This window comes from Pedobacter sp. A2324 (genome assembly GCF_059693705.1).
On the sequence record NZ_JCASSK010000003.1, the window covers coordinates 542,625 to 564,850 of the forward strand.

General features: G+C 38.4%; 19 protein-coding genes. 1 reads left to right on the forward strand and 18 read right to left on the reverse strand.

The genetic code is table 11. The features are described from left to right. The first annotated feature begins 12 nt into the window (after window positions 1-12). Window positions 13-2,604 carry a hypothetical protein gene (locus AC570I_RS11560; RefSeq protein WP_497405548.1) on the forward strand — a complete coding sequence of 864 codons (2,592 nt, stop codon included), beginning with the start codon at window positions 13-15 and terminating at the stop codon, window positions 2,602-2,604. 70 nt (window positions 2,605-2,674) lie between these two features. Here AC570I_RS11560 and AC570I_RS11565 read toward each other — a convergent pair whose 3' ends face one another. The 18 genes from AC570I_RS11565 to AC570I_RS11650 form a co-directional block, all read right to left on the reverse strand. Further along, complete coding sequence (locus tag AC570I_RS11565) at window positions 2,675-3,514, reverse strand: OmpA/MotB family protein (RefSeq protein WP_497405549.1); 840 nt, start codon at window positions 3,512-3,514, stop codon at window positions 2,675-2,677. Between the two features lie 24 nt (window positions 3,515-3,538). Continuing rightward, window positions 3,539-4,198: a DUF2461 domain-containing protein gene (locus AC570I_RS11570; protein ID WP_497405550.1), complete on the reverse strand. Its 660-nt coding sequence runs from the start codon at window positions 4,196-4,198 to the stop codon at window positions 3,539-3,541. A gap of 95 nt (window positions 4,199-4,293) precedes the next feature. Further along, window positions 4,294-4,689 carry a hypothetical protein gene (locus AC570I_RS11575; RefSeq protein ID WP_047798852.1) on the reverse strand — a complete coding sequence of 132 codons (396 nt, stop codon included), beginning with the start codon at window positions 4,687-4,689 and terminating at the stop codon, window positions 4,294-4,296. 1 nt (window position 4,690) lies between these two features. Beyond that, the gene (locus AC570I_RS11580; protein WP_497405551.1) at window positions 4,691-4,963 is read right to left on the reverse strand and encodes a hypothetical protein; all 273 of its coding nucleotides are present in this window, start codon (window positions 4,961-4,963) and stop codon (window positions 4,691-4,693) included. Between the two features lie 98 nt (window positions 4,964-5,061). Further along, complete coding sequence (locus AC570I_RS11585) at window positions 5,062-6,417, reverse strand: DUF4302 domain-containing protein (protein WP_497405552.1); 1,356 nt, start codon at window positions 6,415-6,417, stop codon at window positions 5,062-5,064. A gap of 6 nt (window positions 6,418-6,423) precedes the next feature. Continuing rightward, window positions 6,424-7,800, reverse strand: coding sequence for a substrate import-associated zinc metallohydrolase lipoprotein (locus AC570I_RS11590; protein WP_497405553.1), 1,377 nt, complete (start codon window positions 7,798-7,800; stop codon window positions 6,424-6,426). A gap of 15 nt (window positions 7,801-7,815) precedes the next feature. Beyond that, entirely contained in the window at window positions 7,816-9,285 is a 1,470-nt protein-coding gene (locus AC570I_RS11595) for a RagB/SusD family nutrient uptake outer membrane protein (protein ID WP_497405554.1), read from the reverse strand. A gap of 11 nt (window positions 9,286-9,296) precedes the next feature. Then, window positions 9,297-12,929 (reverse strand): SusC/RagA family TonB-linked outer membrane protein, encoded by a 3,633-nt coding sequence (locus AC570I_RS11600; protein ID WP_497405555.1) that lies wholly within the window; start codon window positions 12,927-12,929, stop codon window positions 9,297-9,299. A 338-nt stretch (window positions 12,930-13,267) separates the two neighbouring features. Beyond that, entirely contained in the window at window positions 13,268-14,431 is a 1,164-nt protein-coding gene (locus tag AC570I_RS11605; protein ID WP_497405556.1) for a FecR family protein, read from the reverse strand. A 62-nt stretch (window positions 14,432-14,493) separates the two neighbouring features. Then, on the reverse strand, window positions 14,494-15,093 hold the full coding sequence (locus AC570I_RS11610; protein WP_497405557.1) for an RNA polymerase sigma-70 factor: 600 nt from the start codon (window positions 15,091-15,093) through the stop codon (window positions 14,494-14,496). Window positions 15,094-15,280: 187 nt separating this feature from the next. Next, window positions 15,281-15,823 carry a DUF420 domain-containing protein gene (locus tag AC570I_RS11615; protein WP_497405558.1) on the reverse strand — a complete coding sequence of 181 codons (543 nt, stop codon included), beginning with the start codon at window positions 15,821-15,823 and terminating at the stop codon, window positions 15,281-15,283. 55 nt (window positions 15,824-15,878) lie between these two features. Further along, window positions 15,879-16,574 carry an SCO family protein gene (locus AC570I_RS11620; protein WP_497405559.1) on the reverse strand — a complete coding sequence of 232 codons (696 nt, stop codon included), beginning with the start codon at window positions 16,572-16,574 and terminating at the stop codon, window positions 15,879-15,881. Next, window positions 16,574-16,927 (reverse strand): cytochrome C oxidase subunit IV family protein, encoded by a 354-nt coding sequence (locus tag AC570I_RS11625; RefSeq protein WP_047798862.1) that lies wholly within the window; start codon window positions 16,925-16,927, stop codon window positions 16,574-16,576. The genes AC570I_RS11620 and AC570I_RS11625 overlap by 1 nt, the downstream gene beginning before the upstream one ends. Before the next feature lie 25 nt (window positions 16,928-16,952). Then, a complete protein-coding gene (locus AC570I_RS11630; RefSeq protein ID WP_047798863.1) occupies window positions 16,953-17,660 on the reverse strand; it encodes a cytochrome c oxidase subunit 3 in 708 nt (235 codons plus the stop codon). Between the two features lie 31 nt (window positions 17,661-17,691). Then, window positions 17,692-18,258: a cytochrome c oxidase subunit 3 gene (locus tag AC570I_RS11635; RefSeq protein ID WP_497405560.1), complete on the reverse strand. Its 567-nt coding sequence runs from the start codon at window positions 18,256-18,258 to the stop codon at window positions 17,692-17,694. 15 nt (window positions 18,259-18,273) lie between these two features. Then, on the reverse strand, window positions 18,274-19,182 hold the full coding sequence (gene cyoE, locus AC570I_RS11640) for a heme o synthase (RefSeq protein ID WP_047798865.1): 909 nt from the start codon (window positions 19,180-19,182) through the stop codon (window positions 18,274-18,276). A gap of 11 nt (window positions 19,183-19,193) precedes the next feature. Further along, window positions 19,194-20,252, reverse strand: a complete 1,059-nt coding sequence (locus tag AC570I_RS11645) for a COX15/CtaA family protein (protein ID WP_497405561.1) — start codon at window positions 20,250-20,252, stop codon at window positions 19,194-19,196. Between the two features lie 78 nt (window positions 20,253-20,330). Beyond that, window positions 20,331-22,211 carry a cytochrome c oxidase subunit I gene (locus tag AC570I_RS11650; protein WP_497405562.1) on the reverse strand — a complete coding sequence of 627 codons (1,881 nt, stop codon included), beginning with the start codon at window positions 22,209-22,211 and terminating at the stop codon, window positions 20,331-20,333. Window positions 22,212-22,226: the final 15 nt, after the last annotated feature.

Below are 22,226 nucleotides of genomic sequence, written 5' to 3' on the forward strand. Positions count from 1 at the left end.
ATCTATATATAAATGAACGCTAACGAACTCCTTATTGAACTCAGGAAGTTTGTACTTATAAAGTCAGGACTGAGGAATATAGACCCTGCACATTGTAAGATCATCTCTGAGTACGTATTCCAGGAAACTAAGAATTATGTAAGTGAAACGACCATTAAGCGTTTTTTTGGCTTTGCGAATACTTTGCATAAATTTTCTCTATTCACCTTAAATAGTTTATCGCAATATATTGGTTATGACGACTGGGATTCCTTTTGCAGGGACAAGGAAAGTCAAACCACATCAGCACAAAGTATATGGCAGGATCTTCGGATAAAAGCACAGGCTATTACCGAGGTTGCGCTGGTATCGAAAAAAAATAACTCTGGTGTGCCCTTTCATGCAACATCAAACCGGAGTTTTTACTATCCAGATCTGGATTATTTTTTAAAAAACAACTATCAGTTTTCAACAATCAGCGCTCAACCCGGACAAGGAAAATCTATCCTGCTGGCACACATGGCTGAACATTTTTTCGTTTCTGAACACGCAATCTATAAAAATGATATCGTATTACTAATCAACTCAACCGTTTTAACCCGCATTATTTCCGGAGGAGGCACACTGAAAGATTGGTTTTTAAAAGAATTCAAATTCGAAAGCATTAGTGAACTGGTTAATTTTTTCAAGAAGAATCCGGAAAAGCGCGAAGGACGTTTTGTGATATTTGTTGATGGCATCGATGAATTCCTGTCGAAGTCTGAATACTTTAAAACATTTATCGATTTCCTGTATAGCATTGAGGAAAACAATTTTTTAAAAATCATATTTGGTTTAAGAACCAATACCTGGATTAATTTACAGCCGGCCATTTCAGGATCAGCGTTTTTGAACAAAACCTGGTACACCGGATTATTTTATGATGAAGATACCCTGAGTAATCTCCCTTCATTAAATATTGAAGAAATATTATCCACCTTGAGTTACATCGAGAATAAGGTGATATCGGTAGCAGATGTAAGTCCGAAACTACTGGCGTTGTTCAAAACGCCGTTCTGGCTTCAGGTTTATTTCAAACTAAAGGATGAAAATAAATTACTAGAACTTGGCAATCCCCTACTCTGTTATGAGTTAATTCACTATTTTTTAGAAAAAAGGGTGTTTTTAGCGAAGAAAAGCACTGAGAAAATATTCTTACTTAAAAAATTAAGCGATTGTATTTCTGAACGTGATAATAAGCTGAGGGTGCATAAAGAGAAACTTTTAACTTATGTAAACACTTATCCTGAGGCTTATGAAGAATTGTTACAGGCAGGTATTATCGTTGAAGAGAAAAGGCTTAGTACAGCAATTCCAACAGAGGTAGTCAGGTTTCTGAATGAGGATATTTACACTTATTTTTTATTCATTCAGATTACAGAGAAATTTGAATATCGTTCATCTAAAGGATTTTTTGAACATATTCTGCAATCCTTCGACAAAGACAGCGTTCTAAGGTCTCATATTCTGCACTGGTCGATCAGATTTTGCATTAACAGAAATGAAATAGCAGAGTTAAAGAATATTTTTAAACTCCCTTTTTCAAATCAGGAGAAGAATCAATCATTTGATTTTATCTGTTATACCGCTAAATATGAGCTCACCAGGCCTAGCGGGAATTTTAACAAATTATCGGTAGGTGTCGATTTTATAGACATTATGGCTTCCGGCCGTACGATGAGTAGCCTCTACAAAGAAACCATAAGAAGTATTTCTGAAAACGTACTTAATGAAGATGTGCAGATTATGCTTCATATTATTGAGTGTAACCTGGCACTTATAGACGTAGATAAAACTTCGCTGCTGAACACCATGCAACTGTTAAAGCGGAATTATAAGCGGTTGGGTGAATTATTCCCAATAAATCCTTACGATTTGATTTTATACTTCTACAACAATATGGTTAATAAGCCTAATGAAAGCAAAACGCTGGAAGATAAAATTATTAAGCTTTGTCAGGAAATAGACCGGAACGGACCGAAGAAAAATGATGAGATCACAACGCAAGAAATATTGTGTTACCGAATGGTGCTCCTCACACTCTTTTCTCAGAAAAACTATGCTGAATGCCATCGCTTTATAATGGCCATTCTAAACAAATACCCAAATATCTTTTTTATCAGGCATTCGGTATTCTCTCCGTTTTTGATTTTACATCTTGGACAAACCTATCTGAAGCTTAATTACTTAAAAAAAGCACAGCGCATCATCCAATTCATGGATAAAATCATAGATAGTGAATATACGTATTACACGAATTTTATTTTGACAGGTTTTAGCATGTTTAAATCTACCTTTTACAATAGCATTCACAATTATGAGCAAGCCGTTGCAGAGGCAGATAATGGTTTAACCATTGCAGTAAAGCATGATTTTAAGATGTTCGAAATTGCACTGATACTCAGTAAGATTGAAGCTTTAAAACATACAGAAGCATCCGAAGAGGTATCCAATACAATAAAAGAGTTGTTGAATTTCTTAACGGCCAACAGAATCTCTATGCCTGAATACTCCAATCTGAATAGTGACGATTTTGAGAATACTTTTAAAATCCTGAAGTCATACCGGAAACATCAAACCATGTAAATGGATTGGGGTGAGCTAAACCTTGGATGAATATATTTTGTTTAGATATATCCATCCAATAATTATCCGACTACTTAATCAAATTATAAAGTTCGTCCAGTTTTGGCGAAAGCACAATCTCAATCCTTCTGTTCTTGCTTCTACCGTCTGCATTCGCGTTTGTTCCCAAAGGCTGAAATTCTCCCTTACCTGTAGCGGTCATCCTTACCCCTTCAACTTTCTCGTTTTCGGTGAGGTATCGTACTACTGAAGTTGCACGAAGTACACTTAAATCCCAATTGTCTTTAATTTGCCCCAGGTTATTTATTTTCTGGTTGTCTGTATGGCCTTCAACAGCGATATTAATCTCAGGTTGCTGCTTTAGTACATTAGCCAGCTGGGTTAGTGCTTGTTTACCCTTATCATCAATAATGATACTACCGGAAGGAAATAGTAATTTATCAGTTAGGGAAACATATACTTTACCATTCTTTATTTCCACCGTTAATCCGCTTTTGGTAAATCCAAGTAGAGCTTGTTGCAGTTTTTCTTTTAGTGCATTCGTAGCTTCATCACGCTTGCGCAGCACCTCTTCTACTTCTTTCAAGCGTTTTTCGCGCGCTGCCAGGTCACCGGATAACTTGGTGATCTCTGAAGATGAGTTACTCTTTAGCTTTTTGTAATTCGCATCAACCGTGTTATAATTCGATTGCAGGTCGCGAAGTTCTTCGGCCATTAAAGTGGTGTCCTTCTTTAACCTATTAACTTCTTTCTCGAGATTTTCAATTTTGATTAATCCCTCATTGAAAGCAGTATATAGTGAATCTTTGGTACCCAGAAGCGCCTTGTATTTTTTAGGCGATAAAACCACACAAGAAGTAAGCGAAGAGAGAAATAAGAGAAAGGCAAAAGCTAAAAAGGTCTGTTTCATTATATTATTTGATGTCGTGTTTGATTACGCATTGATCGCGTTCCGTAAAAATGCAACTAATGGTTGTACCGTTGCAAAAGAACTTATCAACTTATTAACGAGTGCAGGTTTAAAAAATTCTTCATCCGCAATTTTCATAGTCGCTTCAAAGCTTTTTAACTTTAAAAACTCAATGTTAGGGTCCTCCGGATCGTAACCTTTAGGTGCATTTTTAAGCGCATTCTCTGTACCTAATTTGAAGCTCTTTTTAAAATCCTTGTTTTCTATAATTTCTTTAAAGTCATCGAAATTATAATCAATCTCCTGCCTGATCAGTTTTAGATGGGGCGCTTCGGGCATCCAGTAACCACCGGCAATAAAGCTCTTTCCCGGCTGAATGTGCAGGTAATATCCTGGCTCATTGCTCCCTTTCTTAGTGGCAAACCATATCCCAAAGTTGTTTTTATAAGGGTCTTTATTTTTACTAAACCGCACATCGCGGTAAATGCGCATCAGGCTTTTTTTAGGATCAGCTTCTGCCGATAATACCGGATCAACCTTTGCTATTTCCGGAATGAGTTGCGTTACCAGTTCCAGCACATTAGCTTTCGCCTCCTCATAAACGGCTTTATTTTCGGCAAACCATTCACGGTTATTGTTTTCAGATACGTCTTTTATAAATTGAAGGGTTTCTTTTTTTAACATAGGGTTTCTGTAGTTTAGAGGATAATGGCCTGCCTTCATAAGTGACAACCCGCCACCTTAACAATTCAATAGCTTAAACAGTTTAGCAATTTAGCTTACTGATCGTACCAGGCTTTATATTTGATATTTGGCGACAAGATGTGGAGCAATATAATCCTTGAATAACGGTAATTGAAAGGATAAAGCACGAAACAACCTGCGAAGATCACGATCAGATATGCCCAGAAAGTATCGTCAGTTAAAGGACCGGCAAACAGGTAGGTAACGTAGCTGGCAAACAGCATTTCCAGCACATTCATGGCATAACTCACATACATGGCGGCATAAAAGTAGCCAGGTTCGATTTCAATGCGCTGTGCACAATGTCCGCAGATTTCTTTAGTATGCTGAATGTTCCATCCGTACATGCTACCGGTAAAGATATTGCCTCTGCGGCAATGCGGGCACTTACAACGTACAATTGCTGATAATTTTGAGGTCCCTCCCGCCATACTAATTCAGGTTGAACGGCTCTTTCTTCATATTAAGCTGAATGTTTTTCTTACGGTATTTTTTATACCAGATTACCCCCACAATCATTGCCATTAAATATGGAATAGCCAACAGGTATAGTACCCCGGTATTTAAGCCTGCAGACACTGTATTTCCGTTTTTGATACCTTGTTCGGCGTTGATGCTGCACATGGCACATTGTGCATTGGACTGAAGCATGAACGCAAAAGTGAGAACGAATGTTAGTATGGTAAAAACCAGTTTCTTTTTCATCAGTACAAATATAAAGATTTAACGGATGGAGGGAGGCAAAAATTATGTCATAAAAAAGCCCCCGATAAATCGGGGGCTTGGAGAGAGCGGAAAAAATTTTATTGAATATTCCCTGTAAACGTAAATGTAGGGTTCTGAACACTTTTAAACAGAGCCATTACTACTCCGGTGGTTGGATGGGTAAAATAATCTACTGTAAACGTATCCACATTAATTCGTTGCCCTAACAAGGGAGCTAAATCTGGACCAATAGCCGATTCATTACCACCTAAAGTTCCCTGATTAAATTTGAACACTCCGTCAGCTGTCTTGGTATAAGTATAATCAAATGTCAATGAGAAACTATTTGTACCATCTGGAGCATCAATTTTTATACTCATTTTCTTGGTAACGTCATTGAAAGTAAATGTCATACTCTGAAACCTTAGTGAACCAGCACCAATATTCCATCTTGCTAATCCAGTTGTCGCAGCTGCTCGACGAGTAATGAAGTCGCTACCCCACCCAGGGAATGTTGTCGCATTAGGAACAATGACTGATTTATATCCCGAACCAATCAATATATACAATGGTAGTAGTGGGGTTGGGTTGGATTTAACAATATACTCTTTTCCTGCCACATCGTAAAAAACCAGGGTTGTGGCATCTTTCCATAGAGCTTTCAGAAATGTTACTCCGGAATAAGCTAATCCTGACCCTAAAAAATCAACCCCATCAAGTTTGAAGGCAAATTTGGAGGATCCGCTTCCTACAGTTCCATCGGTAAGTAAACCCGTAAAATTGACACGTTTCCCGGACGCTACGCTTGTTGTAAAGTCAAAGTTAATTCCACCTTTCAACGTTGTTGATCCAGATACAATTTCTATATATGGATTGCTCGTAGTTGCAAAAAAGCTCTTGAACTTATCGATGGCAGTTTTATAACCTCCACTTTCATATGCAGCTTTTTGTGCTGCAGTCGCCTTCACCAATTTAAATGGTTGACGATATTTTTTGCCGGTAAAAATGATGCTATCTGCAGTAGAGTGATCGTAAATGAATTCAACATCACTTTTATGGCCTGAACCCGTAACTCCCGCGAATGAGGCAGGATCAGGATCATCTAAAAGAGAGATTGAATTATAAGTATCAAAGATCAATTCAGCCCCCGCATTAGCTTTAACACGATAAGTTGAAACACCTACTGTGGTCGATGAAGCACCTGTCAGATCGCTATACATCTTAACCACTTGTGTAGCTCCATCAAATGTGATAAAGAATCCATATCCACCCCCAGCCTGAGTTGGGAGTGTTGCAATCCATCCATTTTGTGCACTGGTTAAAGTGGTATTGACTTTTGCAATCGCAGCTTGCATTCGGGCTTCTGGTAATTCATCAAAAGCCGATTCAAAGGAAGAGTTTTTACATCCCGCCATTGAAAGCAGGAATATAAATAGATATAATATTTTTTTCATTTCACATTATTGTCCTAAAAGTCCATAGAAGTAATTTGTTGGCACACCGCTTACATAGAAGCCACCATATTGGTTATAATTTGCTGCGTCAATGGATGCAGGTAACCAGTCTGCTATGAATGTTTTACCTGTTAAATACGCCTGTATAGTATTTGTAAATGAAGTAGCAAATAAGGCTCCGTTGTTAAATGTCGTTCCAGTTCCATTCGCTACCTTTGTAAAAGTTACAGCTCCTGTAGTTGGATTAACGGTATAAGTAAAAGAATAATCACCAAAGTACTGAGTAGTAGCATTCGAAAAAGCTCCTCTGACTACTAAACTTGTTGAGGAGTCGAATCTCAATTGAATATAGTCCAAGTGGTATTTCTGAGTGGCATTAAAAGCTAATACTGCTGCTTTAAACGAGTTGTACGGAACTGAAAAATCGGAGGATGAACCATTCGCAGTATATATTCCGTCTTCTAGATTGATGGTCATTGTTTTAAATAGATTCTGACTCATCCAATAACGGAAACTCGCTTGCTGGTAACTGTACTTTTTACGTACAACCTCTTGTATTTCTTTTTGCAACGACCTGAAATCTATACCAAGGTTAACCGTAAAGTACTGAACTACACTCGCCTCTTTGGCTTTAAGGGCTGCTTTTCCAGCAGCAGTTGACCCATTTGCCCATGCATCGAACCAAGCTTGTCCTAATACTAGCAACGATGTGGTCGTTTCTGCAAAATCTTCCCCTGGTTGGCTTGATGCGTAAGGAGTTACATAACCATTTGCTCGCGCAGTAGCATCACTAACCGTAGTCCATGTTGCTAGATATGTAGACTTTGTAATTAACTGAAAGTCAGTCGGCATAGGAACAATTTGGTTCAGAATATGTGTAAACTCATGATGAATTGTTCTAAGCTTGCCAACAATAGCATTAGTGTTAGACAAATCAAAATTATTCAAGTCATAAATGGTAATATTCCTTCCTGCTGAAGCTGTTGCAAGTGTATAGGAGTTGTCCGGATTATACGATCCTGAGCCAAATAATACAACCTGCTTAGGTGCATATTTTTTTATGAATGATGTCCCGGCAATTTTCCGGTAAGGTAGCAAAAAACCATCCAGATAAGTTTGCATCTGAGGTTGCACTTTCTCTACTTTTACTGAAGCCACATCCCTGTCATTACCGTGGTAAAACCGATTATATCGGTAAATCACTTCCATATTATATTCGTCTAGGAAGGTTGTAGTCAACCATTTATCAAGATCGGTATTGGCAACAGGATTATCAATGTTATACTGACTAAAGTCGGTATTTAGCACATCTTCTTTCTTGCATGACATCAAAGCAACGACGAAGAGCAATATTGCGAAAATATTATATATATTCTTTTTCATAATAATTGATATTTATTATCTGGGATTTAATGCTACTCCCGACAAAAGCGCTTCCTGCGGGATCTGAAAAACACGACGAAGATCACCGGCCTTCAATTCAACAAATGTTTCTACACCATTGCTGTCGTAAACATTATGCTTTACTGTTAAACCTCTCCTTACAATATCTAACCACCGTAAGCCTTCTTGTAAAAATTCTGCTTTTTTACTTTCCAGGATGAATTTGATTAGCACTTCTTTGGAATCTAGTATGCCATAGTAACTTGTGATCCTGGCGAGTGTTGCGGCATCGCTACTGGCGCTATAGTTATTGATTTTGGTACTGAGAAAAGTATTCATATCCCTGAGTGCGTTATCAAATTGTCCCAGTTCCGTATAAGCTTCCGCCCGGTTCAGAAGTGATTCGTCAACAGTTAATAAAGGTGCTATCAGATAAGGGAACCCAATGTCAGCACCCGGGCTGGTACGAAAGAAATATTCTCTGAATTTATATGTGGTATAAGCCGGCACTCCATATGACAAAATTTTGTCTGCCCTCGACTTACCAGTAAAATTACCTGAGGTCCCGAACATTTTTACCATATTGACTCCATACCCATATCTTGGAGATGTTTGTCTTTGCCATCCTGAGTATTGTTCCGTTAACAAGAGTGTTGCCTTTTGATCAGACCGTGTAAAGGCTAGCCTGAAATCTTCTGCTCCGTATGCTTTATATATTGTATTCACAGGCCTCAGATTGTTAAAAAAATCACCGCCCGTAACTGTTGCTGTAGATTCATCGACAACTTTCTGCCAATCTCCTTTAAACAAATAAAAACGGGAAGCAAAAGCATGTGCCGCCGCCGGAGTAAAGTGGTATTTTGGTACACCATAAGCTGATCCAGATAATAAAGGCATTCCTTCTAAAAGGTCTTTCTCGATTTTAGCATAGGTTTTTGCGACAGTTTCCCTATCATATTGTACAATGACTTTTGTTTCTGGCGCAGTAACGTATGGAATACCAGGGGAGTCGTTTGAGCCACCAATTTGATAAGGCTTTGAAAAAAATGTTACCAGCATAAAGTGAGCATAAGCACGTGCCACTAACGCCTCACCCTTATACGGTAAAACTGCATTGCCAAAACTTCCGTTATTTATCGCCTCCAAAGCTTGATTTGCAGCAGCAATTGCTTCATAACAACTATTCCAATAAGAAGTAGTGGATCCCGTTTGGTCACCAACAACATCTTGCCAGGCATAAGGACGGGCAATTGCGTCGTCTAGATTGCCAACTCCATTGCCTTTATCTTCACTATTATCCGATGCTGATTCTGTGAAATAATAGTAATCGCGTCCAGGGTAGGCAGTGGTGACTAATTGAGCTACTTTGTCTACTGTATTAATTTCTGTCCTGTTGTCTGGTTCTTTATCCAAATACTTATTGCATGACTGAGCAGTAAGCATAAGTCCAAGTCCAAATAATAAAAAATGTGTTTTTATTTTCATAGCGTTTTTTTCTAAAAGCCAACTTTTAATGATAATGTATATTGCTTAGGGATTGGCAAGGCAACGCCTCCACTTCCAAAAAACTCAGGGTCCTGTCCATTTAACCGTTTATCAGAATATAGTAATGCGATGTTATTCCCAACGAAGGAAATTGACGCATTGGTCATATGTAGTCTGCTGTAGATGGTTTTCGGTATGTCGTAAGTGAGAGAAATTTGTTTAAATCTTACAAAATCTCCTTTGGCTACCCTCTCTGTTGAAAAATTATACAAATTGTAAGGATATACAGCACCGACAGATGCGCCAGATGCGTCTTTAATAGTCTGGGAGGCATCAAACGGATCAAGTAAGGCTGGGATATTTGTGAATTTTTCGTCCCCTGGCATCACCCACCTGTTCAACATATCTTTAGACATTGAATAAATATCTGAATAACTTGACTGATATGTATTAGCCAAACGGACTACGTTCCCTGTAGCAAATGTTAATAGTGTAGATAGACTGAAATTTTTATATCTGAACTGATTATAGAAGCCACCTGTAAGCTTCGGATCTACTGGCCCTTCATATTTCAAATGCTCAACACTCGTACTTTGCAAATTGATGTAAGTGTTCCTCACACCATCTTCATCTATGTAATATGGATAGCCTCTATCATGGTCTAACCCTGCAAATTGAACAGAAAATAGCCCCCTCTGAGAATAACCTTCCAAAACTCCGCCATCGGCATCAACCAAACTGAAAATATTTGGATTTACCTTTAAACTTGTGATTTCATTTTTGTTATATGCGATGTTAAAGTTCGTTCGCCATTTAAAGTTATCGTGACTTATTGGATTACCACCAAGAGTGAATTCAATACCTTTGGAACTCATACTGGCATAATTTGCTGTTTTCTCAAATTGCCCTCCAATTCCGGATGTATTAATTTGTCCAATTAAATCATAGATATTTCGAGTATAAACATCTAAAGTTAAATTTACTCTATTATTAAAAAAGCTTAAGTCAGTTCCAATATTTAATTCCTTATTTTTTTCCCAGGTCAACTCAGAATTTTCAAGCCCTGAGATATAAGTGGCAGTTTCTTTTTCATTATCATATGGTCTTCTTGTTACCTGATTATAGTAAATAGCGCTTGAATTCCTTGCATTCCCAATATTTGCTGTCAAACCGTATGTGGCCCTTAAAGCTGCTGCGGTGAAGATCTTACTATCTTTTGGCCAAAATGATTCATTATTAATAAACCATTTCCCTGAAACATTCCAGGTAGGTAACCATCTTGCAGTGCGGCTTTTCCCCATTTTATTTGAACCGTCTAAACGAGTTGAAGCATTTAATGTGTATTTTTCCTTGTATGAGTAAGCTGCATTTGCAAGGAAGCCAGTAAATCTATCATAGGTATTCTGCATTCCAAAATATGGGAACCCTGATTCTTGTGCCCATTTGAAATATTTATATGCGGAGTTGACTATTCCGCCATTCTCGTACTGATAACCAACTCCATCGAAGTTTTCTGTCTGCCTATCTGTGTAACGAACCTCCATTAAGCCTAATACATAGAGGTGATGATCAGTGTTGAAAATCTTGTCGAATTCAAGTTTCTGGTTGAAATAGTAATTTTTAAGGTTGTCAGTTGTAGTGTTATAAAATCCCCCTTCTGGTAACACACTCTCAGGTAATGCATAAGGATTGGATGGATCGGTATACAAAAACTTATTGCTTCCTATAGTAGTAGCATCTGACACGTTACGATAAGCTAACACCATATTTGAACTTTCCAATTGATAGTGTTGCCGCTCTGTCTTGGCATAACGATACGCCCCGTCAACTGAATAGGTTAAAGTGGGAATAATCTTATACCTGATTCCACCCTGAACTTTGAAGTCAATTTGTCCTAAAGTCAAATAGTTATTTTCAAGTTCATGAAGTATGTTAAAGGGTGAAAAATTTCTGGTAAAGAACTCGCGGTTTCCATTTTCATCAAAAGCAGTCATCGTACGACTAGTATTCAAAGCATACGAATATGGATTAATATCAAAATCACGCGAGTATTTGCCATATACCGGATCAGATGTTCTTTCCAGAGTTCCCGGAGCCCGCTGATCACGGATAGAGCCATTTGCTAATAATTCAAAACTCAATTTATCGCTCATTTTAGCCGTAGCACGAAAATTACCAGTAAAACGGTCAACGCTGTTTCCAACTGTCTGCCCATTATCATGCAGGTAAGATGTTGAGGTATACGTTTGAAACTTCTCGGTTCCCGATGTTACACTCAAGGAATGTTCCTGAAGCAAAGAATTCTTAAAAAGAACATCAAACCAATCGGTATTAGCATTGGCATAACGCTTTAAAAAATTATTTCTGCTTGAAATATCATTGCGTAAAGCAAAAGAATCGGTGGAAGGATTATAGTCGTACAAAGAATTATACATTTTGTAAAAAACACCGCCTTCCGAACCTCGAGAAGCAGTTGTATGCTGGAAGTAGCCCTTGTTTTCCAATTCCAAAAGGACTGACATTTGATCCGCTGAATTTAGGATATCGAAACTTTCATATGATGGTTTCAGATATGTGGTAAAGTTTCCTGTGTAGCTTATGCGTGGTGAGCCATCAGTTATTCGTCCCTTCTTCGTGGTAACTACCACGACACCATTCATAGCACGTGCACCATATAATGCAGTTGCAGCTGCATCTTTTAATATCGTGAAACTCTCAATATCATCACCATTAAGACCTGCGACAGAAGAGCCAATCAAAGTATTAGCATCGCCAGTGGAAAGCGCTTCATTGGAGATATTCACAACATCCTCCAAAATAATTCCGTCAACAACCCACAATGGTTTATTATCGCCCGAAAGAGATGTTGCACCTCTCACACGTATTTTAGGAGCTGCTCCAAATGTACCTGAAACATTCTGTACGGTTACGCCAGCAACCTGGCCTTCCAACATCCTGCTCACATCAGGCACACCGTTGCGCTGTGCATCTTCTGCTTTTACCAAAGAAGCAGACCCAGTAAACAACTTTCTATCAATCTTTTGATAACCAGTAGAAACCACATTAACCTCTTTTAACTGAGCTGCATCTTCTTCAAGTGTTACATTTATCGTTGTTTTCGAACCTACTTCAACCTCAACATTTTTATATCCAATAAAGCTAAACACCAAAGTCGCGCCTTCTTTAACTGAGATCGAATAATCTCCGGAAGCAGTAGTGGAAACTGCATTTGAAGCACCTTTTTCCCGTACGCTTACTCCAGGTAAAACCGCACCACTTTTATCCCTAACCTTGCCCGTTACACGAACAGCAACAAAGTAATCCACTACCTTATCTAGTATTGATCTTTCTTTTAAGCTGATGAGAATTGTCTTATCTTCTATGGTATAGGTAAGATCCCTATCGGCAATGATTTTTGCCATAACCTCTTCAATCGTAGCTCGGTTAAAACTAGCATTAATTGTGGTGGTACTTTTGATTTTATTGGTTGATAACAAAACGTCATACCCAGATTGCTGCCTAATTTCCTTAAACATTCTTTCCAGGGTAACATTTCTTTCTTTTAATGTAATGAACTGGCCATAGGTAGCGGCACTTACCTGCATGAGGGAAGTCAACAGAACAGCCGTAATTAACTTCATCATTAATAATAATTTAGGTATGTAGCGTCGTTGCGTACATAAAATTTTAATATAAATTTTGTACATTTAATAGTCTGTTTTAGCGAACTGCAATGAAGTTTGGACGCAAAATTGCGTTCGCAGTTATTCAAGAAATAATTGGTTTAATCGATCCGGTTTACGGAATAGTTAAACAGACATAAAAGGGAGTGTTGAAGCGCTCCTTTTTTTATGCATTTAACTTTTTGAATCGTCAGATCTGTTGTCGAAGTGTGGTCATAGTTGTTTACGTTTAGGGTGATTTTAATTAGTTATTTTATTTTTATAGATAAAGGTTAGTTATGCCTCCATCTGTGGCTCGTTTAATCTTTGTACACAATTAGTTTTTTGTCCTTTATATCAAATCGTACTTCTCCTGTCTGCTCAAATTTCCGCAATACCTGAGATATTTTATCGAAGCGGCTTACCGTTCCATAATACATTACATCCTTGGCCGACTGATCTGCAAATTCAACTTTCACGTCATACCAGCGTGCGATTTTTCTTAAAATACTTTCCTGCTTTTCGTTGTTAAACATGAAATAACCATTCTTCCAGGCAATTGATTCATCAGTATCAACTTCGTCAACCCTGAACATTCCGTTATTGAGTACCGACTGTTCACCAGGTTTAAGGATTTCCCATTGGCCATTTTGGAAATTTTCTATTTTCACACTTCCCTCAAGTAGAGTTGTTCGCGTTACACCTTCGTCAGCATAACTGTTAACGTTAAAATGTGTACCTAAAACGGTTAGCTCCTGTTTTGCTGTTTGAACAATAAATGGATGTGATTTGTCTTTTGCAACCTCAAAATAGGCCTCTCCGGCTAATTGCACTTGACGAATTGTACCGTTTCCAAGATTTAATGGATAGGTTAACGATGATGCTGCATTCAACCAAACAATAGAGCCATCTGGTAGCTTAATCTGCCATTCTCCTCCGTTTGGTGTAGTGATAGTATTCTTTTTAGTGTCATCTATTAACTCACTCGATTTAACAATATGGTACACCAATTGTCCGTTCGCTGTTTTCGTTACTGCCATGCCTGCATCTTCCATTAAGTCGCCTGCTGCCGCATCGTTCAGAGAGATTCTTCTTCCATTCGCTAAAGTTAAAATGGCTTTATTACTTCCTGGTGCAAAATCAGTGGCAAAAACGTGCTCTTTTTTTCGGGTCACATTAACATAAGTAGAAAGGGAGAATACAATCAGCACAACAGCTGCCGCAGCCCACCACCATTTCAAATTGATAGATTTGACTGTTTTTAATTTCGGCTTATCGCTCGCGAGAATTGTTTCCAGAACACTGTCCCAGGATTGCTCATCGTCTATAGTCCTATCGACCATTTGCGCTTCAATTAACTTCACAATTTCACTGTTGATTAACAAAGGATATTCCTCTGCTAATTGAAGTAACTCCCGCCGCTCAATGCTGCTTAGTTCTCCGTCAGTAAATTGTTTTAAAAGATAGTTGATTCGTTGGTCCATAATAATTCTGACTATAAGAAGACAGATATTGAAATTAGGACTATCGGAAAATGAATTTTATTTTATTTTATTTTAAAAAAAGTAAATGCAAAGGGTAAAACCATAGTAATTCCGTACTGTTCCAGGTAAGAGCGAATGAATTTCAGCGATTGTACCAATGCATTTTTTACAGTATTGGGGGAAATACCTAGTAATTCCGCGATTTCGGGAATACTTTTTCCATCACTTCTGCTAAGATGATAAATTTTCTTTCGCTGGCTGGGAAGTTTATCAACTGCCTGAGCAATAATTCGGGTGACCTCATTAACCTGTATTGTATTGAGTGTATTATACTCAGCATGATCATTTTTGGAAGCCATTATATTGACCAGCTTCTCATCCCGGAGTTTTTTCTTCAGATAGCCCAGACACTCATTCGAAACGTATTTGTATAAATAAGCCTTTATATTTTCTACGAAGGCTAACTTATCCCTATTTACCCATAGTCGAAGGAACGAATCCTGAATGATCTCTTTCGCATCGTCCTGGTCTTTAGTAAATTTCAATGCAAACGCCTGTAATATTGGAAGATATTGAAAAAACAGCTCAGAGAAAGCCTTTTCGTCACCTTCCACAATCTTATCTATCAGCACCCGATCATTACTTGTTCCGTTTGATATCATACATTCACAGTGGCGAAAACTGTTTGATAATTTAATAAGTTTTCAAGTTAGTTGACTTTATTAGAGAAGCTAAAACGAATTAGGCCTATCTAACCAAATATAAGATTTCAATCGATTACTTCAGTCAGAAATAATGTTAAAATAAAAAGCCTGACACAATGGTCAGGCTCTATAAGTTTCAACTTACTTAGTAATGATAATAAGGCGATATCATTAGATAGACAATCACACCAGTAACAGCAACATATAACCACATCGGAAAAGTGATCCTTGCCAGCTTCCTGTGCTTATCAAATCGCTTAGCAAGTGCCCTTACATAAGTAACCAATACAAAAGGAATAATAATGACTGATAAGCAGATATGAGTAATTAAAATAAAGAAATAAACATATTTTATCACACCTGTACCTCCGAACTTTGTCGAATCAGAAGTCATATGATAAGCTACATACATGGCCAGAAATGCTACAGACAAACCAATTGCAAACTTCATCAGGTTTTCATGCAATTTCTGTTTCCCGTTTTTAATGGCCCAAACCGCGGTTACCAGCACAATTGCAGTCAGTCCGTTAATCGCAGCATAAATGGGAGGTAAAAACGAAAGAGGTTTAATATCAGGGTTCCATTTCCGAAGGTTAACACCAAACAAAAGTGCCACCACTACCGGAATGGCTACCGATAAAATAACAATCCATTTATTGTATTTCTTCTCTATTGAATTATTTTCCATCAACTGTTTATTAAATAATGATAATCAGGTAGTCATGATTTTGAGAAAATCATGACTACCTTCCATCCTTTAAATTTCTTAAATACTCTGCAATCAAAACTTTAATCTCATCCTCCAGCCTTGCAGTAGACTGTTGATTGTCGGCATCATAAATGCCTCTGATCCGGTGCTGATGATCAATAAGTAATAGCTTATTGCTGAAGATGTAACTCGTCTTTCCCCCTTGCTCATCAGCCACAACATCCAGAAGTAAACCTTTTCTAATCCATGGATAGGTTTTAACCGTATCTCCCGACACCAGATCCCATTTGGAAGCTAACACGCCTAAACTATCTGCATATCGTTTCAACGCTACTGGCGCCTCCTGTTTAACGGCTAAACTTAAAAACCTGACAAGGGGTTTATGTTCATAACTAACAGAAAGCTGTTTCAAATAATGATTAGCCTGCTGAGTTCCCGCGTTTGCGTTAAACAAATTCAGTACAACGATCTTGTTTTCAAAAGATTTCCACTGTAAAGTTTTACTTTCCTGATTAATCAGGTCGAAATCTGGCACCTCGTGGTAAATGGTATCCGGAATTTTCTTGCCTTTTACACTGTGAAATGTTCCCGACAAACGTTTCTCTCCAAAGTAAGGAAGGCTTTTGTACCGGTTCTTAGCAAAGTGAGGCAATAAGTAAAAAAACAAAAATCCCGGTATAGCTAAAATGCTTACCAGGATTAATACCTTTTTTATAGGGTTTGGTTTCATTAATGACTCATCATGTGTAAGTTCAAATAACCGCCTTCAATAAGCATTAAAACTATGAAGTAAATGATGAAAATAAACGTTACCGTTAATGATAACTGCAAACCAAGTTTCTCAAATTTCAAGTGCATGAAGTAAGCTACGATATAGAATGCTTTTAATAATGTTAAAGCAATGTATACAAAGTTACCTACGTGCTGGCTCATTGCGCCATTTGGAATCAGTACCAGGGCAATGATAAATTCAATGGCAGTGATTAAAGATAATATACCGGCAACTTTCCAGATCTTACCTTTGCTCATTCCTGCATGGTCGCCATGCTCGTGCCCTTCTTCTGTATGTGTATGTTGTGACATGTGAATATTTTTATATAATGATAAATTAAACCAAATAGAAGAATGTAAATACAAACACCCATACTAAATCAACAAAGTGCCAGTATAAACCAACTTTTTCAACCATCAGGTAGTGACCTCTCTTTTCAAACGTACCGTTGATCGTCATAATCAAAATGATGATATTGATTACAACACCACTGAATACGTGGAAACCGTGAAAACCGGTAATCGTGAAGAAAAGGTTAGCAAACTGCTGTGCTGCAATTTCCGAAACTGGTCCGTCGAATAAGTGCTTCAACTCTTCAGCCGAAGGAATTGAACCCCACCAGAAACCTTCGTGATGCAAGTGAGACCACTCTAAAGCCTGGCATCCAAGGAACATGAAACCACCTATAACAGTAGCAACCATCCACCAGATTACTTCTTTCTTAGCCCGGCGATGTCCTGCTTCTACAGCCATAACCATAGTTACAGAACTTAAAATGAGGATAAATGTCATGATACCCACAAAAACAAGTGGAGCGCCTGAATCTTTTAACCCAGGGATAGATTGGAAAACCAAATCCGGATCAGGCCACGTAAGTTTCGAGAAACGCTGTGCGCCATAGTAGACCAATAACGAAGAAAAGGTAAAAGCATCCGACAAGAGGAAAAACCACATCATGATTTTACCATATTCTACCGACCACGGTGAACGACCGCCATCCCATGGTCCGGTTTTAACTTGATCTAATTGTGATACTGCATTCATTTGGAAATAGTATAATAGTATGTTAACAAATTTAACGGTTCAAAAGTAAAAAAACATAAAGATATATCCATAATATATCGATAAAATGCCAAAAAATAGAAGCAATTTCCATTTTGTATTGGCTTTGGGCAGCAGGAACATTCTTATAGCTACCTGCTAAAGCGTTGATGATCAAACCAACACCTGCAATAATGTGCAATAAGTGGACACCTGATACCACATATATAAAAGAAATGGCTGCGTTATTACCAACCAAGGTAGCACCAGTCCTAACCATGCTTCCCCATGCGTTAAACTGCATCACCCCGAACACAATAGCTAAAATCATTGTAATCCAGAGGAGTTTGCGCTCTAAACTGAAATTAAGTTTCTTTAGTGCCTTCGAAGCCAGGAATAGTGTTAAGCTGCTTGCCAGGATCACTAAACTGGAATAAATAAAAGCATCTGGCAAAACTAAACCATGCCCCTTACCCTTCGATGCCGCAAATACCAGATAGTAACTGGTAAAGCCACCAAACATAATGGTAGAAGATACCACAAATAGCCACACAATAAACTTTCGTGGCTTTGGGTCAAATGTATCAGGAATATTCTCCATCGTTAAAACCATAATTTATTTTGCAATGAAATTTAATAATAAACCCAGCTGTACAGCCGGAATGTAAAAAAATGAACAGAACATCACCTTTCTTGCGTCGGTAAGTTCCTGGTTTAAAAAAAGCTTAAGCGCCAGCCAGCTAAATATCAGCCCGGCAATTAAAGAAAGCGCTGCTATGTAATAACCACCAAAACCATAGAATGTTGGCAAAAGACTTACAGGAATTAGTATTAACGTACTGAGAAAAGTAACTAAAGCTGTTGTCCGGTCACGTTTCTTTGTAGGTAATAACCTGAATCCTGCTTTCTTGTAATCATCATCCAATACCCATGCAATTGCCCAGAAATGTGGAAACTGCCAAACAAACTGAATCAGAAATAATATACCAGCAATGTAATAGTCAATTTCGTGGAACAATTCTGCTTTCAAACTGCCAAAGGCGGCCAGATAACCAATAAGTGGTGGCAAAGCCCCAGGTATCGCACCAACAAAAACGGCAATTGGCGATTTCCGCTTTAAAGGCGTATAAGCAAAAGCATATAAAAGAATGGAAAACACTGACAGCAGTCCGGTTTCGAGGTTTAATTTGCCAAGTAACCACGTGCCAAGAAAAGCCATGAACACACCAAGAATTAATCCCTGTCCGGTCGTCATTCTACCAGCAGGCATTGGTCTGTCTTTGGTCCTGCTCATTAACTTATCCAGATCTTTTTCAATGATCTCGTTAAAGCAATTTGCAGCAGCAGTAACTAAAAACCCTCCGGCGATAAGGATTAGCCAGTTGCCCCAGTCTATCGTTGGAATATGTCCCCTACCCACTTGCATCTTCTGTCCGATCAAAAAAGAGATCGATGCAGAAAACACTACCGTAAACGATAGTCTGAACTTGATGAGTTTCGAAAAATCTGAAAATATCTGCTTCAATACTATAATATTTATTGTCTGTAAGTACTTGTCCTGTAAACCAGCAAGTACAGATAAAACTGTAAACTAAACAGCAACGTCGAAAACAGTATGTGCACTGCCTGGGCTGCCGGAGGAAAAGCGATATATGCCAAAGCAAAACCACTTAATAATTGTATGAATAGTGCCGCCAAAATGTAGCGGGCAGTTAATAGCGGTGCCGCTTTTCCACTAAAACGATCAATAACCATTTTATACACTACGCCGTTTGAAATTAAAACTATAATAGCCAGATCCCTGTGATAAGAAAAAACAGACCCAACTTTATTGATCCAGCTCGCTCTTCCGCTATACGAAAGGGATTTCGCAATAACATCAATAGCTTCCCTTACCTCTGTACCTACCACAATCTGCGCAATACTTAATATTACAGTGAAAAGTAAAAAGCCTTTCAACCATAAAATGCGGTACATAATAACCGAAGGCTCTTTATTTAATTGCTTTGCGTAGTTATAAGTATAAATTGATATACCCAGGAGCACAAGCGCCAAAAGCATGTGTACCGTTACAACCCATTGAGCCAGATTTGTTGACACCACAATTGAACCCAGCCATGCCTGATACCCAACTACAAAAATATTCAGAATACTGAGAACAATTATACGTTTCGCTTTTTTCCTGTAAGTAAACGAATAAATAACAGTCAACAAAAGAAATATACCGGCAACAACTCCTGTAAGCCTGTTAATATACTCCACCCACGTCTTAGTTGGATTAAACTCTTCAGGAACAGTTATGCTTTGATCATGTCGAATACTATCGGCAAGGGCTACTTTACCCATACTTTCCAGATACTTCGCAAATTTCTCATTCTTCTTTAAACGGCCTGCCACGTATTTTTCCTTATAGTTAGCCGGAAGCTGGGAAACATCTGTTGGCGGAATGTACCGATCGAAACATTTAGGCCAGTCAGGACAACCCATGCCCGAACCTGTACTACGTACAACTCCACCCGCAAGGACTACCAGTAACGTAACGATAATGGTAATCAAATTAATCCTGATAAAACGTTGCTCTGATCCGCTGACCATATATCTTTTAAGATGAAAAGGGTATCCGGATAAGCAGAAACTTAATCAGATACCCCTTTTTAAAATGTTAAGACTTTACTAGCCTTTGTTTTCTGTTACCGGATTGGATTTTTCCCAATCTTGCTGTATTCTTTCTGCAACTTCATTTCCTTCAAAGTCATGAGGCAAGTTAGAGCTCATTGTCTCAGAAAAAGGAACAGTTTGAGGAATGAAATCCACATCATGTCCCGGCTTGCTATAGTCATATGGCCATCTGTAAACAGTAGGAATCTCCCCTGGCCAATTACCGTGAATATGTTCAACTGGGGCAGTCCATTCTAATGTATTAGCTTCCCACGGATTTTGAGGTGCTACTTTACCTTTAAAGATAGAATAGAAAAAGTTAAACAAAAAAGCTACTTGCGCTAAGGCTGCCATGATAGCTGCCCATGTAACAAATACGTTTACAGTTAACCATTTCTTCATGAATTCGAATTCAGTGAATGCATAGTAACGACGAGGTACACCATCTAAACCTAAGAAGTGAAGTGGGAAGAAAACCAGGTATGCAGCTATAAAGGTTAACCAGAAGTGTAAATAACCCAGTTTTGCATTCATCATCTTCCCAAACATTCTTGGGAACCAGTGATAAACCCCCGCAAGCATACCAAAGATCGCTGCGGATCCCATCACGAGGTGGAAGTGGGCAACAACGAAGTAAGTATCATGCAGGTTAATGTCTAATGATGCATTACCTAAAAATAATCCTGTTAAACCACCAGAGATAAAGAATGATACTAAACCGATTGCGAATAACATAGCCGGAGTAAAACGAATATTACCTCTCCATAAAGTAGCAAGATAGTTAAAGGTCTTAACTGCTGATGGCACCGCAATGATCAAAGTAGTGATCATAAATACCCCTCCTAGTAATGGGTTCATACCTGTTACAAACATATGGTGTCCCCATACGATGAATGATAGTACAGTAATACCAATTAATGAATAAACCATCGCATGGTAACCGAAGATTGGCTTACGTGAATTTACTGAAATAACCTCAGATGATATACCCAATGCAGGCATAATTACAATATATACCTCAGGGTGACCTAGGAACCAGAACAAGTGTTGCCATAAAATTGGCGAACCACCTTCGTTAGGCAAAATATCTGTACCAATAACAATATCTGATAAATAGAAACTCGTACCAACGCTTCGGTCGAAAACCATTAATACCACACCGGCAACCAAAACAGGGAAAGATAAAATACCTAAGATCGCTGTTAAGAAGAAAGCCCAGATCGTCAAAGGCATTTTCCAAAGGTCCATACCTTTAGTACGCATGTTTAAGATCGTACTTACATAGTTAATACCACCCATTAAAGACGACGCTACGAAAAGTACCATACTCACCAACCATAAAGTCATACCCAATCCTGAACCAGGCATGGCCTTAGCAACAATTGAAAGTGGAGGATATACCGTCCAGCCTCCTGAAGCAGGTCCTGTTTGTATGAAGAAAGAAGACATCATGATCACACAGGCCATAAAGAAGAACCAATATGAAAGCATGTTTAAAAATGGCGATGCCATATCTCTTGCCCCAATCTGCAATGGAATTAATAAGTTACTGAACGTTCCGCTCAATCCGGCTGTTAGTACAAAGAATACCATAATGGTACCGTGAATGGTAACCAGAGCCAGATAAAAATCAGGCTTGATGCGTCCACCCTCTGCCCATTTACCTAAAAAGGTTTCAAGGAAAGGGAAGTTAGTTTCTGGCCAGGCCAGTTGAATACGGAATAAAATCGATAAGCCCATTGCAATTACGGCCATAATAATACCCGTAATCAAAAACTGCTTTCCAATCATTTTATGATCCATGCTGAAGATATACTTCGAGATCAGTGTCTCCTTGTGGTGACCGTGATCAGCGTGATCGTGTGTGTGTTCGTCGTGTAATGCTATTGTTGACATAATTCTTTTCGCTCC